The organism is Paraburkholderia sp. BL10I2N1, from assembly GCF_004361815.1.
GTDB lineage: Bacteria > Pseudomonadota > Gammaproteobacteria > Burkholderiales > Burkholderiaceae > Paraburkholderia.
Genome location: NZ_SNWA01000002.1, coordinates 713,872 through 729,299, shown reverse-complemented (window position 1 = coordinate 729,299; position 15,428 = coordinate 713,872). Strand labels below are relative to the sequence as shown.

Annotated in this window: 16 protein-coding genes and 1 pseudogene; 8 read left to right on the top strand and 9 right to left on the bottom strand. The window is 61.8% G+C overall.

What is annotated here, in order from left to right; translation table 11 throughout:
- Positions 1–456 precede the first annotated feature (456 nt).
- Together B0G77_RS25275 and B0G77_RS25270 are read left to right on the top strand one after the other, a co-directional pair.
- Positions 457–861: a helix-turn-helix domain-containing protein gene (locus tag B0G77_RS25275; RefSeq protein WP_133664771.1), complete on the top strand. Its 405-nt coding sequence runs from the start codon at positions 457–459 to the stop codon at positions 859–861.
- Between the two features lie 188 nt (positions 862–1,049).
- Positions 1,050–1,487: a YciI family protein gene (locus B0G77_RS25270; protein WP_133664770.1), complete on the top strand. Its 438-nt coding sequence runs from the start codon at positions 1,050–1,052 to the stop codon at positions 1,485–1,487.
- Between the two features lie 381 nt (positions 1,488–1,868).
- On the opposite strand, the gene catC is transcribed toward B0G77_RS25270, so the two are convergent.
- The 3 genes from catC to B0G77_RS25255 all read right to left on the bottom strand — a co-directional run bounded on the left by catC (position 1,869) and on the right by B0G77_RS25255 (position 4,414).
- Entirely contained in the window at positions 1,869–2,147 is a 279-nt protein-coding gene (gene catC / locus B0G77_RS25265) for a muconolactone Delta-isomerase (RefSeq protein WP_133664769.1), read from the bottom strand.
- Positions 2,148–2,226: 79 nt separating this feature from the next.
- Positions 2,227–3,381: a muconate/chloromuconate family cycloisomerase gene (locus B0G77_RS25260; protein WP_133664768.1), complete on the bottom strand. Its 1,155-nt coding sequence runs from the start codon at positions 3,379–3,381 to the stop codon at positions 2,227–2,229.
- A gap of 115 nt (positions 3,382–3,496) precedes the next feature.
- Positions 3,497–4,414: a LysR family transcriptional regulator gene (locus B0G77_RS25255; RefSeq protein WP_133664767.1), complete on the bottom strand. Its 918-nt coding sequence runs from the start codon at positions 4,412–4,414 to the stop codon at positions 3,497–3,499.
- Between the two features lie 210 nt (positions 4,415–4,624).
- Here B0G77_RS25255 and catA point away from each other — a divergent pair, with 210 nt between their 5' ends.
- From catA to B0G77_RS25230, 5 genes are all read left to right on the top strand, one after another.
- The gene (gene catA, locus B0G77_RS25250; RefSeq protein WP_133664766.1) at positions 4,625–5,545 is read left to right on the top strand and encodes a catechol 1,2-dioxygenase; all 921 of its coding nucleotides are present in this window, start codon (positions 4,625–4,627) and stop codon (positions 5,543–5,545) included.
- Positions 5,546–5,648: 103 nt separating this feature from the next.
- Positions 5,649–7,016, top strand: a complete 1,368-nt coding sequence (gene benA / locus B0G77_RS25245; RefSeq protein ID WP_133664765.1) for a benzoate 1,2-dioxygenase large subunit — start codon at positions 5,649–5,651, stop codon at positions 7,014–7,016.
- Between the two features lie 8 nt (positions 7,017–7,024).
- Entirely contained in the window at positions 7,025–7,516 is a 492-nt protein-coding gene (gene benB, locus B0G77_RS25240; protein ID WP_133666860.1) for a benzoate 1,2-dioxygenase small subunit, read from the top strand.
- A gap of 37 nt (positions 7,517–7,553) precedes the next feature.
- Positions 7,554–8,573 (top strand): benzoate 1,2-dioxygenase electron transfer component BenC, encoded by a 1,020-nt coding sequence (gene benC, locus B0G77_RS25235; protein ID WP_133664764.1) that lies wholly within the window; start codon positions 7,554–7,556, stop codon positions 8,571–8,573.
- Between the two features lie 4 nt (positions 8,574–8,577).
- The gene (locus tag B0G77_RS25230) at positions 8,578–9,363 is read left to right on the top strand and encodes a 1,6-dihydroxycyclohexa-2,4-diene-1-carboxylate dehydrogenase (protein ID WP_133664763.1); all 786 of its coding nucleotides are present in this window, start codon (positions 8,578–8,580) and stop codon (positions 9,361–9,363) included.
- A gap of 45 nt (positions 9,364–9,408) precedes the next feature.
- Here B0G77_RS25230 and B0G77_RS25225 read toward each other — a convergent pair whose 3' ends face one another.
- On the bottom strand, positions 9,409–9,951 hold the full coding sequence (locus tag B0G77_RS25225; protein WP_243751203.1) for an ankyrin repeat domain-containing protein: 543 nt from the start codon (positions 9,949–9,951) through the stop codon (positions 9,409–9,411).
- A 419-nt stretch (positions 9,952–10,370) separates the two neighbouring features.
- On the opposite strand from B0G77_RS25225, the pseudogene B0G77_RS25220 reads away from it, so the two are divergent.
- A pseudogene (locus B0G77_RS25220) lies at positions 10,371–10,884 on the top strand (VOC family protein).
- Between the two features lie 93 nt (positions 10,885–10,977).
- Here B0G77_RS25220 and B0G77_RS25215 read toward each other — a convergent pair.
- The 5 genes from B0G77_RS25215 to B0G77_RS25195 all read right to left on the bottom strand — a co-directional run bounded on the left by B0G77_RS25215 (position 10,978) and on the right by B0G77_RS25195 (position 15,420).
- Positions 10,978–11,637 (bottom strand): VTT domain-containing protein, encoded by a 660-nt coding sequence (locus tag B0G77_RS25215; protein WP_133664762.1) that lies wholly within the window; start codon positions 11,635–11,637, stop codon positions 10,978–10,980.
- A 158-nt stretch (positions 11,638–11,795) separates the two neighbouring features.
- Complete coding sequence (locus B0G77_RS25210; RefSeq protein WP_133664761.1) at positions 11,796–12,860, bottom strand: alkene reductase; 1,065 nt, start codon at positions 12,858–12,860, stop codon at positions 11,796–11,798.
- Positions 12,861–12,970: 110 nt separating this feature from the next.
- Complete coding sequence (locus tag B0G77_RS25205; RefSeq protein WP_133666858.1) at positions 12,971–13,273, bottom strand: helix-turn-helix transcriptional regulator; 303 nt, start codon at positions 13,271–13,273, stop codon at positions 12,971–12,973.
- 447 nt (positions 13,274–13,720) lie between these two features.
- The gene (locus B0G77_RS25200) at positions 13,721–14,344 is read right to left on the bottom strand and encodes an ABC transporter ATP-binding protein (protein WP_133664760.1); all 624 of its coding nucleotides are present in this window, start codon (positions 14,342–14,344) and stop codon (positions 13,721–13,723) included.
- Positions 14,345–14,463: 119 nt separating this feature from the next.
- Entirely contained in the window at positions 14,464–15,420 is a 957-nt protein-coding gene (locus B0G77_RS25195) for an arginine deiminase-related protein (RefSeq protein WP_133664759.1), read from the bottom strand.
- Between the last annotated feature and the right edge of the window lie 8 nt (positions 15,421–15,428).

Here is a 15,428-nt window from a genome sequence, read left to right as displayed (position 1 = left end):
CGGGGCGAGAATGTGGAGCCATACAACGTTCCTCAGAAAACGTGGCAGGCGCACTGTGAAGCCTGTGCGGCGGGACTTTGAACAAAAAGCTTTGCTAGCCGTTTCAGAACGATAGCTAACGTACCAAAATAAATCAAGGCGGGTTGTAGGCTTTATGAAATGTGTAGCGAGCACCCAGATTGTTTCAGGCGACAAAACAGGGGTGGTTGCCATAGTTCACGTCGTATAGTGCGTCAACGCAATTATTTTTCCTGAGGCTTTACACGAAGCAGACGAAAACATTTATTAGTAAGCGTGCCCGGCTTCGGCATCCGTCATTGAACGCAATTCGTTGCGGCTTTGTCCGGAGGAACCGTGCAGCGACGATTCAACGGGCAACTGTACGCGCGAGCGCGCACGGCTGAAAGACGTACCGCCGTGTCGCGGGCCTGAGACTTCCCACCGATGGGTGATCAAATGCCTACTCGAACTGACGAACTGCCAAGCGTCATGCGAAGGATGGCCGCCGGGCAAATGTTGGCGCAAGGCGCGTCCATTCCCGAGGTCGTCGAAGCGTTGCGCATGTCCGCGGATACGGTCAGGCGCTATAAGGCCATTCTGGAAAAGGGGGGGCTTGAAGCCCTGAAACAGGTGAGCGTGGGCGGACGTACCGCGGCGCTGGACGAGCATGCACTTCGGTGGCTCGCTGCAGCCTTGCAAGGCTCTGCACGCGAACATGGATTTCCGACCGACGCCTGGACCAATGCACGTGTTCGCGAGGTCATAGCGACGCGTTTCGGCATGAAGTATTCACGGGTCCATACCTGGCAAATCGTGACGAACCTTGGGTTGTCGCACCGCTTGTCAAAGTCGACTCGCTAGGCGCCCGCTTCGATGCACTGCGCAGATTGCAGCCGGCAGGTTTGGCGGGAACCGTAGTGCGCCAGATTTTTTGACGGCGATGTCGATTTCAGGTATCACGATTCGTCGTATTGGCAGAGAGCCGCCGTCGATCCTGAATCGACTTTAGGGTTGTGCGGCTCCAACAACCCATTCAAGGAGAATCGACGATGCGCGTCATGGTGATGGTTAAGGCTACGAGCGAGTCAGAGGCCGGCAAAATGCCGGGCACGGAACTGCTTGCGGCGATGGGAAACTTCAATGAAGAACTCGTCAAGGCAGGCCTGATGCTCGCGGGCGAGGGTTTGCACCCGAGTTCCAGGGGCAAACGGGTGCGCTTCTCGGGTAGTCAGCGGACCGTGATCGATGGGCCGTTCGCCGAGACCAAGGAACTTGTCGCGGGATTCTGGCTGTGGCAGGTCAAGTCGATGGAGGAAGCCGTCGAATGGGTCAGGCGCTGCCCCAACCCGATGGAAGGCGAGTCCGAGATCGAAATTCGCCCGCTGTTCGAGGCCGACGATTTCGGCGCCGAACTCACACCCCAGCTGCGCGCCCAGGAAGAGCGCCTGCGCGCCGAGGCCGAAGGCGCCGCGCACAAGCCGCGCTGACGCGAGCACGTAGAGCACGTAGAGCACGTAGAGCACGTAGAGCACGTAGAGCACGTAGAGCACGTAGAGCACGTAGAGCACGTAGAGCACGTCGAGGCGCCAGCACGGCGCCTCGTCGACTTCGACTCTTGCTCATGCGAACGGCTTCACAGTGGGCGCGCAGCGGCAGCAAGCCGGTGATGATCTGGCCTTGACGGTGTGCCTCGTACACCCACCCGCGTTGCGAATTCGCTCTCATCTCCTGAATTGGCTCACCTCCTGGAAACGCTCACCTGGATGGCTGCGTCTCCTGGAATTCCTCACCATCCTGGAACTTCTCACCTTTCCATGTCCCTGGCCGCCGGGCAATACGACAGGAGACAGCCGCAAGCCGCCGCTCGATCAGCGAATGGCTGACGGGTGCCGTGCGAGCGGCGTGACCTGCATCGTCATGTAGGGAAAGAGCGGCAGGCCGGACAGCAGCGTATGCAGTTCGTCGTGCGTTTCGACATCGAAGATGCTGTAGTTGGCATATTCGCCCACCACGCGATGCAGCTGTTGCCACTTGCCATTTCGCTGCAGGTCTTGCGAATAGGCCTTTTCGCGCGCCTTGATTTCGTCCGCCTGTGCTGAGGGCATGTCCAGAGGCAAATGAACGTCCATTCTGACGAGGTAAAGCATGATGTTTCCTTGAAGATATTGGCAGTGTCGTGCGAGGCGCGACCGCTCCGCTCGCAGCGCACGCGATCGAAAGCGGATTTCAGGCCGCCGCGGCGGGACGTGATGTCACGCGAACAGAATCACGGCGATAGAACGCCAGCTTGTCCTCGTCGATGACAAGACCCAGGCCCGGTCCCGCCGGAAGATGCAGGTCGAAATCACGGTACACGGGACGCTCGGTCACGATGTCGTCTTTCACGAGCAACGGACCGAACAGCTCAGTCCCCCATGCGAGTTGCGGCAACGTGCAAAAGCCATGAGCGGCGGCGAGCGTGCCGATGGTGCCCTCGAGCATCGTGCCGCCGTACAGTGCGATACCCGCTGCGTCGCCAACCGCTGCCGTGCGCAGCATCCCGTGAATGCCGCCCGATTTGGCGATCTTCAGCGCAAACACGTCGGCGCAGGCGCCACGCACCAGTTCGACCGCGTCTTCCGGGCCCGTCAACGCTTCGTCGGCCATGATCGGCACCACAAAACGGGCGGCGAGTCGTGCGAGCGCGCCGCGCTGTTCGCGCGGCGTCGGCTGCTCGATCAGATCGATGCCGGCGGCTTCGAGCATCGCAATGCCCGTCGCGGCATCGGCCTCATTCCAGGCCTGGTTCACGTCGACGGTCACGCGTGCACGCTCCCCCAGTGCCCGCTTGATCGCCGACACGTGCGCCACGTCATCGCGCACGCTGCGACGGCCGATCTTCAGCTTGAACGTGTTGTGCCGGCACCCGGCGAGAAGCGTCTCGGCTTCGTCGATGTCACGTTGCGTGTCCCCGCTGGCAAGCGTCCACAGCACCGGCAAGGTTGGCCGTACTGCGCCGCCGAGCAGGGTCGAAAGGGGCACGCCAAGGCGTTTCGCCTGTGCGTCGAGGAGCGCCGTTTCAAGCGCGCATTTGGCGAAGCGGTTTCCGCGAGCGATCTTGTTCAGACGTGCCATCGCCGCGTGGACGTTGGTCGCGTCGAGCCCTGCAAGTGCCGGTGCGAGATAGGTGTCGATGGTCAGCTTGATCCCTTCCGGACTTTCATCGCCGTAGGAGAGGCCGCCGATGGTCGTCGCTTCGCCGATCCCTTCGACGCCGTCGCTGCAGCGCAGCCTCACGATCACCAGCGTTTGCTGCTGCATGGTCGCCATCGCCAACTGATGGGCGCGGATGGTGGGCAGATCCACCAGGATGGCTTCAACGGAGTGGACAGTTGGGTTCATACCTTGCCGATAGAGTTTGTGAGGTCGACTTGAGTATGCACCCCATGATTTCGGCCTGTCCAAGACCGATCACGTCTAGCTTGATACCTGACAGGTATTGTCGAGCGGGGCGGCCTTAGCCCTCGCGCGGCGGGAGATAAGTCATTTGTTCTTCGTCGTAGAGCGCATAGATCAGTTCGAGCATGGCCTTGACGTCCTCCGACTCGTCGAGCATGCGCATGCTCATGATGATGGGCGAAACGAGGTTGGGATCGTCGAGTTCCCTGTAGCTCACGTCGTCGCGCTTCAGGCCGTGCACGCTGCTGGGCACGATCGAAATACCTTCGCCGGCGGCGACGAGCCCAAGTGCGATCTGGAGTTCGCGTGTTTCATAGATCCGGTAGGGCTTCAGCGCGCGGTCATGGAAGGCCGCCAGCACCTGGTCGGCATAGCTCGGGCGGGGGGCCTTGGGAAAGATGATCAGCGTCTCGCCGATCAGGTCATGCAGCGACAGCACGGGCTTTGCCAGCGAAAGTGCATGACCGACCGGCAGCGCCACGATCATCCGTTCCTCGCGCAACACCACGCGCCGGATGCTCGGATCCTCATGACGGATCCGGCCAAACCCGACATCGATGCGGCCCTCCTTCAGCGCCTTGATCTGGTCCATCGTGGACATCTCGTGCAGGCTCAGTTCAACCGCACTGTTCTCGCTGCGAAAGCGCCGAATGATCTTCGGCAGCATCCCGTAGAGCGTCGAGCCGACAAAGCCCAACGACAGGCTTCGCTCGATTTTCCCGACCCGCTTCGTCATCGATTCGAGCTCGGCCGTCTGGGCGAGCAGTTGAACCGCGTGCAGGTAGAAGAAGCGCCCGGTATCGGTCAGCTTCAGCGGCCGCGCATTGCGCTCGAACAGCTGGACCCCGAGGGCTTCCTCGAGTTGCTGAATCTGCCGGCTGAGGGGCGGCTGCGCGATATGCAGGCGCTTCGCGGCGCGGGTGAAATTGCATTCCTCGGCGACGGCGACGAAGTAACGCAGATGGCGCAGTTCCATGACCATACCTTTGAGATATCAACCCAATACTAAAACAGTGTTGGACGACCAGAACAGCCGACAACTATTCTGCCACTACGGTTGACGCCACAGCGAATTATACCTTTTGAGCATTGTCTCTTCGGGCATTCGATGGCGCCGCCTGTCCTCACGGAAGCGGCATGGGTCGTGATTCCCGTGCATACCAGAATCAGAGATCAGGAGCAGACAATGACTCACCCAGAAATCGAGGCCCTCGTGAAAGGGTTCATCGTCGACACCGCCCAGGGGCAGGTCGACCAGCGTATTCAACAGGTCGCGGTCCGTCTGACCGCCGACCTCTTCAAGGCCATCGAGGATCTCGATCTGAGCCCGACCGAAGTGTGGAAGGGCATCGAGTATTTCTCCGAGGCGGGTGCTTCGCAGGAACTGGGACTGCTGGCCGCGGGGCTCGGGCTCGAACGCTTCCTCGACATCCGGATGGACGAGGCCGAAGCGACTATCGGCCTGACGGGTGGCACGCCGCGCACCATCGAAGGGCCGCTGTATGTGGCCGGTGCGCCGAAGAGCGAGGGCTTTGCGCGACTTGACGACGGCACCGAAACCGACGAGGGCGATGTGCTGTTCATGCAAGGCACCGTGCACGACTCGAACGGCAAGCCGCTGCCTGGCGCTCAAGTTGAAGTCTGGCATGCCAACCTGCTCGGCAATTACTCGTTCTTCGACAAGACCCAGTCCGATTTCAATCTGCGTCGAACGATCGTCGCGGATCGCAACGGCCGCTACCAGTTTCGCAGTATCGTGCCGGTCGGCTATGGTTGCCCGCCCGAAGGCACGACGCAGCGCCTGCTCGACAAGCTTGGCCGTCACGGCCGCCGGCCCGCGCACATTCATTTCTTCGTTTCCGCGCCCGGCCATCGCAAGCTCACGACGCAGATCAATATCGATGGCGACGAATACCTGTGGGACGACTTTGCTTTCGCCAGCCGGGAAGGGCTCGTGCCGGAAGTCTCCCGCACTTCATCGCCCGAACGGATCAAGGCACAGGGCGTCGACAAGCCATTCGTTTCGATCGATTTCGACTTCCGCCTGAATGCCGAACATCCAACGGCGCCAGCCGTTGAGGTCGAGCGCAAGCGCGCCGTGGCCTGAGGGCAGTACGCAGGCGAACTACCCAGGCGAGTTGCGCTGGCAAGTTGCCCGGGCGGGCCGGGCGCAACGATGCCCGGCCATCCCAAGATTCCGGAGACACGTGATGATTCCGATTTACCCTGACCATAGTCCGAAGCTCAAGCACATCGACGACTACCTGGTGGAAGACGAGGCGCGCGGCGACTATCGTCTTCATCGCAGCGCATTCACTGACGAGGCGTTGTTCGAACTCGAAATGCAGCACATTTTCGAGGGCAACTGGATCTATCTCGCTCACGAAAGCCAGATCCCGAACAACAACGACTACTACACCACCTACATGGGCCGTCAGCCGGTGGTGATCGCGCGCAACCGGCAGGGCGAGCTCAATGCGCTCATCAACTCATGCACGCACCGCGGCGCGATGCTGTGCCGCCACAAGCGCGGCAACAAGGCAACCTACACGTGCCCGTTTCACGGCTGGACCTTCAACAACAGCGGCAAGCTGTTGAAGGTGAAGGATCCGGAAGGCGCCGGTTACCCGGAGTGCTTCAACAAGGAAGCGTCGCACGATCTCAGGAAGGTTGCGCGCTTCGAAAGCTATCGCGGCTTCCTGTTCGGCAGCCTGAATGCGGACGTGCAGCCGCTCAGCGAATACCTCGGTGAGGCCGCCCGCATCATCGACATGATCGTCGACCAGTCTGCCGATGGTCTCGAGGTGCTGCGCGGTTCGTCGACCTATACGTACGAAGGCAACTGGAAACTCACTGCGGAAAACGGCGCGGATGGTTATCACGTGTCGGCGGTTCACTGGAACTACGCGGCCACCACCAACCATCGCAAGCAGGAAAGTGTGCGTGAAGACAACATCCGCGCGATGGACGCGGGCAACTGGGGGCGCCAGGGTGGCGGCTTCTACGCGTTCGAGCACGGCCACATGCTGCTGTGGTCGCGCTGGGCGAACCCGGAAGACCGTCCCAACTTCAGCCGACGCGACGAATTTGCCGCGCGCTGCGGCGGCGAGACAGCGGACTGGATGATCCAGAACTCGCGCAACCTGTGCCTTTACCCGAACGTTTACCTGATGGACCAGTTCGGCTCGCAGATTCGCGTGCTGCGCCCGCTGTCCGTCAACAAGACCGAAGTGACGATCTACTGCATCGCGCCGAAGGGTGAGTCGGACGAAGCCCGTGCGCAACGCATCCGCCAGTACGAAGACTTCTTCAATGTGAGCGGCATGGCAACGCCTGACGATCTCGAGGAATTCCGTGCATGCCAGCAAGGCTACGCAGCCCGTGCGCTCGAATGGAACGACATGTGCCGCGGGTCGACGCACTGGATCGCTGGTCCGGACGAAGCGGCACGCAAGATCGGTCTTTCCCCTGTGATGAGCGGCGTGAAGACCGAAGACGAAGGCCTCTATACGATTCAGCACCGCTACTGGGTGGAAACGATGAAGAAGGCGTTGGCTGTCGAAGGGAGCCCGGCATGAATACCCGCATGAACAACATAACGCTCGCCGAAATCCAGGGGTTCCTTTACCGCGAGAGCCGGCTGCTCGACGATGAGCAATGGGACGAATGGCTCACCTGCTATCACCCTGACGCTGTCTTCTGGATGCCGTCGTGGGACGACGAAGACAAGCTGGTCACGGATCCGCAGCGCGAAATCTCGCTGATCTACTACCCGAGCCGCCAGGGGCTGGAGGACCGCGTCTTTCGTATCAAGACCGAGCGTTCGAGCGCAACGATGCCGGATACACGTACCAGCCACAACATTGCCAACGTCGAACTCGAAAGTGAAGAGAACGGCGTCTGCACGGTTCGTTTCAACTGGCACACGCTCAGCCACCGGTACAGGACGAACTACAGCTACTTCGGCATGTCGCGCTACGTGATCGATTTTTCGCGTGAAGAGCCGCAGATCCTGAACAAGTATGTCGTGTTGAAAAACGACTACATCAATCAGGTCATCGATATCTACCACATCTGAGCACGCAGGGTTCGGAAGCAGGGTCGAGGAGCAGGTCATGGAACACAGCATTGCGCTTCAGTTCGAAGACGGGGTCACCCGTTTCATCACGTGCCGGGACACAGAGACGCTCGCCGACGCGGCGTACCGGCAAAAGATCAACGTCCCGCTGGACTGCCGGGATGGCGCATGCGGCGCATGCCGCAGCTTTTGCGAAGCGGGGCAGTATGACCTTCCCGCTTCGAGCTATATCGAGGATGCGCTCACTGCCGACGAGGCAGAACAGGGCTTTGTTCTCTGTTGCCAGACGCGGCCCCGCTCGGATTGCGTGATCCGTGTGCCGGCTTCGTCCGCCGTATGCAAGACAGGCGTGTCGCGGCATGAAGGCACGCTCGCAGCGGTGGAACGGCTGTCCGACTCGACGATTCACTTTTCGATCGATGTCGACGATGCCGGCAAACCGGGCTTCCTGCCGGGACAGTACGTGAACGTCGAAATACCCGGCAGCGACGCGTACCGCTCCTATTCGTTCAGTTCGCCGCCCGGTGCTTCCCGCGTTTCGTTTGTCGTGCGCAATGTGGCGGACGGCCGCATGAGCCAATACCTGTCGGCAGAAGCGAGGCCGGGCCAGCGCATGGCGTTCTCGGGACCGTACGGAAGCTTCTACCTCCGTGAGCCCGTGCGGCCCGTGCTGTTTCTTGCCGGTGGCACCGGCATTGCGCCTTTCCTGTCGATGTTCGACGTGCTGGCTGCCGGCGGCAACACGCAGCCGGTCAGGATGGTCTACGGCGTGACGAACGATACCGATCTCGTCTGCCTCGAGCAACTCGACGAAGCGCAGCGCAAGCTCGCGCATTTCGAGTACCGCACCTGCGTGGCGGACGACTCCAGTGCGCATCCGCGTAAGGGCTACGTCACCGGGCATGTCGAGCCGGAATGGCTCAACGGCGGAGAGGTCGACGTTTATCTGTGCGGTCCGGTCGCCATGGTGGAGGCGGTGCGTGCCTGGTTGCGCGACGAGGGCGTGACGCCGGTCAACTTCCACTACGAAAAGTTCTCAGCCAGCACGGCGGTCTGACAGCATGAAAACGTTCTCTCGCTTCAAGGATAAGGTTGTTGTCGTCACGGGCGCGGCGCAGGGCATCGGGCGCGGTGTGGCGCTCGGTGCGGCCGAGGAAGGGGCGACGGTCGTGCTCTGCGACCGGTCGGAACTGGTGCGCGAGGTCGCGAGTGAAATTTCGGTGCGCGGCGGGCGCTGCCTTCCGGTCATCGCGGACCTCGAGACGTATGCAGGCGCAAGCCTGCTGATGCGGGCGGCGCTCGAGACCTATGAGCGCATCGATGTTCTCGTGAACAATGTCGGTGGCACCATCTGGGCGAAGCCCTATGAGCACTACGAGGAAGCGCAGATCGAAGCAGAGGTTCGGCGCTCGCTGTTTCCAACGCTCTGGTGCTGCCGCGCGGTGTTGCCCGCAATGATCGAGCGAAAACGCGGCGCGATCGTCAACGTGTCGTCGATCGCGACACGCAGCCTCTATCGCGTGCCGTATGCCGCTTCCAAGGGCGGCGTCAATGCGATGACTGCGAGTCTCGCGTTCGAACATGCTCAGGATGGCATTCGGGTGAATGCCGTCGCGACCGGTGGCACTGAAGCGCCGCCGAGAAAAGTGCCACGCAATGCCGAACAGCAGAGCGAACAGGAAGCCAGGTGGTATCAGGGCATCGTCGACCAGACGATCGCGTCGAGTCTGATGCATCGCTATGGGACGATCGACGAGCAGGTCAGTGCGATCCTGTTCCTGGCTTCGGACGAGGCATCCTATATCACCGGCACGGTGCTTCCGGTCGGGGGCGGTGATCAAGGCTAGCGAGAGGACGCTAGCCGGTCGGGAACGGCTGCCGGTTCCGGCGCTTCAGGAGCGCGGTTTCGCCAGTTGTGCCGGGGTATCGGGCGCGCCCATCTGGTTGGCGGCGTCGAGCGGCGTCAATCCCGCAGTGTCGCGCGCCTGTGGGTTTGCCCCGCGGGCGATCAGCAGGTCGACGATTTCCGTGCGGTTGAACATCGCGGCGATCATCAGGGCTGTGCGGCCATCCGGCGATGCGCCTTCGACGTCCGCGCCGTGCTCAAGCAGGGTCTCGATCACGGCTTTGAAGCCCTTGAAGGCCGCGCCGGCGATGGGCGTCTGGCCATTGTCGTTGCGCAGGTCCGGGTCCGCTCCGCGTTCGAGCAGCGTGCGCACGGCATCGGTGTGGCCGTGGTAGCTCGCCAGCATCAGCAGGCTGTCACCCTTTTCGTTACGCAGGTTCGGCGGCACGCCTTTGTCGATGAACGCGGCGAGCGTGGCCGCGTCGCCACGCCGTGCAAGTTCGAATACTTCACGCGCAACCTCGACAAGTTCGGGGTCGATGTCAGCGGACGACTGCGGCGGCAGGGGAGACTGGGGACGATCGGTCACTGGAGGGCTCCGTCAGGGGAACGGGCCGGGCGAGCGGCACCGTGAACAGGGCTCAGGATACACAGTTTGAGTCGCCGGCGTCCGCCTGGCGTCCCACAGCAGCACACATGCCCCGTCGACGGTGCGCCGGCCGCCGTGCGCCACCGGCCCGAATCCAAAGCGGTCAGTTTGCGAGCATTTCGATGACGCTTACCACCACCGTGAAAACACCGATGCAGCCTCCCAGGGTCACTGCGCCTTGCATGAAGTGCGACATACATAACTCCGTAACGATAAGTTGAAGTCGCCTATTTGAACTGAACAGAAAGGAAAAAGAAAGGTTTGGATTTCTCCTGATGGTCGCCGGGCTGTGTTCGCTCTTGCGAGCGAGCCCATGTTTAGCGAGGATGAGCGATCAGGCTCAACAGAGGGAGACAGTCATGGAAGACCCGGTTCGCCGTCGATCACTCGCCGCCGCGCTGTACTACAAGGACCCGCTGGCCGCGCTCGACTGGCTGGAGAAGGCATTCGGTTTCGAGCGCACGATGGTCATAACGGATAGCGAAGGCCGCGTCGCCCATTCCGAATTGCGCTTCGGCGATAGCTATCTGATGCTCGGCAGTGAATGGGCCGAGCACACCGCGAGTCCGGATTCGGTGGGTGGTGCTCGGCAGTGAATGGGCCGAGCACACCGCGAGTCCGGCTTCGGTGGGTGGCAAGAACACGCAGGGCGTGCACGTTCAACTCGATGCCGACATCGACGGGCATTGCGAACGCACCCGTGCGACAGGCGCCGTGATCGTGCGCGAACTTGCCGACCAGTTTTATGGCGATCGCGTCTATGCTGCGCGCGACCCCGAAGGGCATGTGTGGAGCTTCGGTCAGACGGTGCGCAAGGTGTCGCGCGAAGAGGCTGAGCAGGCAAGCGGTCTGAAGATCGACGGCTGGGTTTGAACGCGCCGGGCAACACGCCGTCAAACGTATGCGCGAGCACCGCGAGCCCGGCGACAGCGCACGTCAGCGAATACAGCCGCACCCCGCAAGGGCTCAGGTATCGGAAGAGACCCGTGGGCGCCGCCCATGGACGAGACGCCACAAGCCGCTCACGAGCAGCGAGCCAACGCCGAGTCCCACGCCGAGCAGCACGATCGAACTCATATGATTGCGCACGAAGGGCACATTGCCGAACAGATATCCAGCCATGACGAGCGAGACGATCCAGATCGCCGCGCCCAGCACCACGAACGACACGAATCGCGCGAACGTCATGCGTGCGACCCCGCCGACGAACGGCGCGAACGTGCGCACCACCGCGATGAACGGCGACAGCAGGAAGGTCAGGCCGCCGCGCGCTTCGTAGAACGCATGCGCGCGGCGCAGCGCGTTTTTATCGAGCCATCGGTAGTTTGCTGTGTAGACCTTCTCGCCGATCGCCCGGCCGATCCAGTAGTTGATGATGCTGCCGCCCACTGTCGCCGCGAACAGCACCGGTATCACGAGCCATACGTTGAGCGAGCCGGTTGCGGCGAACGCGCCGCAGATGAAAATCAGCGGGTCGCCAGGCAGAAAGAAGAGCGGCAGGAAGGCGATTTCGACGAACACGATCGCGAACAGCATCGCATACACGGCCGTGCCGTATTGCTCGATCAGGCCGCCGAGGTGGCTGTCGAAGTGCAGGGCAACCTGCAGAAGGTGCATCAGGTCCATCGGGAGCCGCGCGGGATTCAGGTTTCAGGAGTGTAGTCCCGAGCGGTCGCCGCGAACATGGCTTTTTGATCTGACGCGCGGCGCACGAAAAAGCGCGGGGTGCGCGACCGTCAGATTCCGGTCGCGCACCCCGCGCCTGTTACCGCAGACCCTGCGTGTTATCCGTTCACGGCTTCCAGCGACGGATAGTCCGTGTAGCCCGTCTCGCCTTCGGCGTAGAACGTGTCGGCAATCGGCTCGTTCAGCGAGGCATCGAGTTCGAAGCGGCGCGGCAGATCCGGATTCGCGATGAAGAGCTTGCCCCATGCGACGGCGTCGGCTTCACCCGCGTCGAGCACGTGCTGCGCGCTTTCCTTCGTGAATTTTTCGTTGGCGATGTATGGGCCGCCGAACGCTTCCTTCAGTTGCGGTCCGAGACGGTTGTCGCCGAGCGATTCGCGCGCTGCGATGAACGCGATCCTGCGCTTGCCGAGTTCGCGCGCCACATAGCCGAAGGTCGCTGCCGGATCGGAGTCGCCCATCGTGTGCGCATCGCCACGCGGCGCGAGGTGCACGCCGACGCGGTTTGCGCCCCACACATCGATACACGCATCGGTGACTTCGAGCAGCAGACGTGCGCGGTTTTCGATCGAGCCGCCGTACTCGTCGGTGCGATGGTTCGTGCTGTCCTGCAGGAACTGGTCGAGCAGATAGCCGTTTGCGCCGTGCACTTCGACGCCGTCGAAGCCGGCCGCCTGCGCGTTTTCCGCACCTTTGCGGTACGCGTCGACGATGCCCGGGATTTCCGCCAGATCGAGTGCGCGCGGAGTCACGAATTCACGCTTCGGGCGCACGAGGCTGACGTGACCTTGCGGGGCGATCGCGCTCGGCGCAACGGGCAGGTCGCCGTTCAGGAAAACCGGGTCCGAGACGCGGCCGACGTGCCACAGTTGCAGGAAGATCTTGCCGCCGGCCTTGTGCACGGCTTCCGTGACAAGCTTCCAGCCCGCGACCTGTTCCTCCGACCAGATGCCCGGCGTGTCGGCATAACCGATGCCTTGCGGCGTGACGGACGTCGCTTCGCTCAGGATCAGGCCCGCCGATGCGCGTTCGACGTAGTACTTCGCCATCAGCGCGTTCGGCACGCGGATCTTGCCTGCACGTTGACGCGTCAGCGGCGCCATGAAAATGCGGTTGGGCAACGTGAGATCGCCAATCTGGATCGGGTCAAAAAGAGTCGGCATAAGTGTTCACCTTTGCTGGCGGGCCGTGAGGCCTCGGCTATGAGATAGCGTGATAAAGGAATGCGTGGCGATGCGGCTTGACCCGGCCGGTCAGGCACAGTCGGACCCGGTCAGAGGTCCTTGTTCATGTGTTCGACGAAGGCCTGAATGACTGCTTCATTGCGCTTGAAGAACACCCATTGACCGACGCGCTTCGACGTTACCAGGCCCGCGCGCTGCAACGCGGCCAGATGCGCGGAGACCGTCGACTGCGACAGTCCGCAGCGGCCTTCGAACTTGCCTGCGCACACACCGTGGTCGAACGGCAATTCCTGGTCTGCAAAGTGCACGTGCGGCTCCTTCAGCCAGCCGAGAATCTCGCGGCGTACAGGATTGGCAAGCGCCTTGTGGATCGCGTCGATATCAATCTTCATCGGGGTGGACCGGGTTTTCATGCGATACATCGCTACGGGACGAATCTTATATCGTAATTATCCGATATGTGGAAAGGCCCTGCTGGGCGAAGGGTCGATAGCTTTCAGAACACAGGAAGCAGCACTTGCGTGGACCGAGCTGCGCCGGACAAAAAAGTCTGCACCTTGTATTCACGATACGGTATGGGGACGGCGGATGCCCAGGCGAAACCGCTGGCTCCTGTTTGGCACTTCGGATGCGCGGCTACGCAACGTGAAGTCAGCAAGGTTCAAGACCTTACGTGTTCAACCCCGTGCCAGGTACAAAGTTCCTGGAACTCGATCTGACCACTCCATGCAAAAAAGACGATTAGCGACGCAGCCTGTCGCGACTCGAAGTCTCGTCCGTTATCGACAACCGGGCATCGGTCTCGCTTGCCTCCGTATGCGTCGTTCCCGGCTTGTGTCTTAGGCGCTCATACCCAGGTCGGCAAAACTGAGCGTTTTCGCATCGCAACCTCGCGTAAGCGCCATGTCATGGCTCGCGAAAAAAACCGTACGGTCTCCTGCCAACGTCCTGAACAATTCGATCAGGATAGCGCGCGCGGCGGCGTCGAGTCCGCCGCCCGGTTCATCCGCGATAACGACGGCGGTCTCGCCCAGCGCCGCCGCCGTCAGGAATATTTTCTTTCGCGTGCCGAGCGACATTTGCTCGAAGCGCTTCTCGAGATGCGGCTCGAGGCCGAAGCGGTGGGCGAAGTCGAGCGTGCGGGTGTCGAGCGCGGTGTTTCTGCTCGATGCCACCCGTTCGAGAAACTCACGACCGGTCTGGAGCGGATACGTCATACAGTCGTCGGGCACGTACGCAAGCACGGATTTCGCCTCGAGCGGCGCGGTACGCAGCGAATGCCCACCAAGCCACACCTCGCCTTCGTCGGCGCCGATCGTACCGGCAAGAATGCCGAGCAACGTGGATCGGCCGCTTCCGTTTTCATCGATCAGCGCGACGCATCCCGCACCGGTGCTGTAATGCAGTCCCTGAAAGATGACGCGCTCGTCGTAGCGCTTGCAAAGGTTCTCGAATCGAAGCATTTATCGTGGAATTTCTCAGAGGAAGATCTGCTAATACGTGACGGCGACCCGGATTGCGGCACGGATTCCCTGGGGGAACAAGGTTGTGCCAAGTGTAGCAGCGCAAGCAGCGGCAGCTGTCACGCAGTGCTGGCGGACGACCGTCGCGCGAGATGAATGCCGGCCAGCATGCAGCGCACGGAACCGCCGGCCATTTCGATCGTAGGCACCCGCAAAGGCAGTAGCCTTGCGGAACGCTCGATCAGCGCACGTTGCTGGTGCGTGAGGCTGGCGGCAGCACGCTCGGACAAGACGAGCACGCGGCCATCCGCGCCAGAAAGCTCCAGCGCATTGCCTGCGAAGTTAGCGATCTGCGCGTGATCGAGTGCGATCACGATGCGCCCGCTTTCCTGCAGGCGCCTGCGGACCTCGGCACGACGCGCGACGTCCAGGATGAGGTCGAGGCCAACCATCGCAAACTCAGTCGCGACGCTCATCATCACGTTGGTGTGATACACCGCACGCCCTGCAGCATCGGAGGTGTCGAAGCACATCGGCTCGAAGTTGAAGTGCGTGCAAAACCGTTCGAGCGCCACAGGGTCGGCGCGGCGCGAACGCGCGGTGTAGGCGACCCGATCCACATGGTCGAGCACCATGGCGCCGGTACCTTCAAGGAAGACGCCGTCATATTCCAGCCCCGAGTAGTCGATCACGTCCTGCACGCGGTATTGCGCCTTGAGCATCTCGACAACGTCCATCCGACGCTCGCGCCGCCGATTGGGGCAGTGCATCGGATAAAGCGCCACATGTCCGCCCGCATGGGTTGAAAACCAGTTGTTCGGGAACACCGAATCCGGCGTGTGATGCTCGCCGTGATCGTCGAAAACATGTACGCGCACGCCCGCCGCTTCCAGTGCCGCGGCCGCGCCAGTGACTTCGTCGCGCGCCGCGGCGGCCAAGGCGGCGCGCGCGCCGAGGTTTTCCGCCGCGTCTGCGCGCTGGAACGCGTTGTCTGCAGCGGTTTCCGGATTGGGATGAAAGCGCTGCGGCCGGATCATGACGACGGCGCCCGGCGCCTGAATCGAAACAAGGCTCATGACGATAG

Coding starts and splice junctions, on each gene's coding strand:
- B0G77_RS25275 (WP_133664771.1), top strand. CDS start 457: ATGCCTACTCGAACTGACGAACTGCCAAGCGTCATGCGAAGGATGGCC.
- B0G77_RS25270 (WP_133664770.1), top strand. CDS start 1,050: ATGCGCGTCATGGTGATGGTTAAGGCTACGAGCGAGTCAGAGGCCGGC.
- catC (WP_133664769.1), bottom strand. CDS start 2,147: ATGCTTTACCTCGTCAGAATGGACGTTCATTTGCCTCTGGACATGCCC.
- B0G77_RS25260 (WP_133664768.1), bottom strand. CDS start 3,381: ATGAACCCAACTGTCCACTCCGTTGAAGCCATCCTGGTGGATCTGCCC.
- B0G77_RS25255 (WP_133664767.1), bottom strand. CDS start 4,414: ATGGAACTGCGCCATCTGCGTTACTTCGTCGCCGTCGCCGAGGAATGC.
- catA (WP_133664766.1), top strand. CDS start 4,625: ATGACTCACCCAGAAATCGAGGCCCTCGTGAAAGGGTTCATCGTCGAC.
- benA (WP_133664765.1), top strand. CDS start 5,649: ATGATTCCGATTTACCCTGACCATAGTCCGAAGCTCAAGCACATCGAC.
- benB (WP_133666860.1), top strand. CDS start 7,025: ATGAACAACATAACGCTCGCCGAAATCCAGGGGTTCCTTTACCGCGAG.
- benC (WP_133664764.1), top strand. CDS start 7,554: ATGGAACACAGCATTGCGCTTCAGTTCGAAGACGGGGTCACCCGTTTC.
- B0G77_RS25230 (WP_133664763.1), top strand. CDS start 8,578: ATGAAAACGTTCTCTCGCTTCAAGGATAAGGTTGTTGTCGTCACGGGC.
- B0G77_RS25215 (WP_133664762.1), bottom strand. CDS start 11,637: ATGGACCTGATGCACCTTCTGCAGGTTGCCCTGCACTTCGACAGCCAC.
- B0G77_RS25210 (WP_133664761.1), bottom strand. CDS start 12,860: ATGCCGACTCTTTTTGACCCGATCCAGATTGGCGATCTCACGTTGCCC.
- B0G77_RS25205 (WP_133666858.1), bottom strand. CDS start 13,273: ATGAAGATTGATATCGACGCGATCCACAAGGCGCTTGCCAATCCTGTA.
- B0G77_RS25200 (WP_133664760.1), bottom strand. CDS start 14,344: ATGCTTCGATTCGAGAACCTTTGCAAGCGCTACGACGAGCGCGTCATC.
- B0G77_RS25195 (WP_133664759.1), bottom strand. CDS start 15,420: ATGAGCCTTGTTTCGATTCAGGCGCCGGGCGCCGTCGTCATGATCCGG.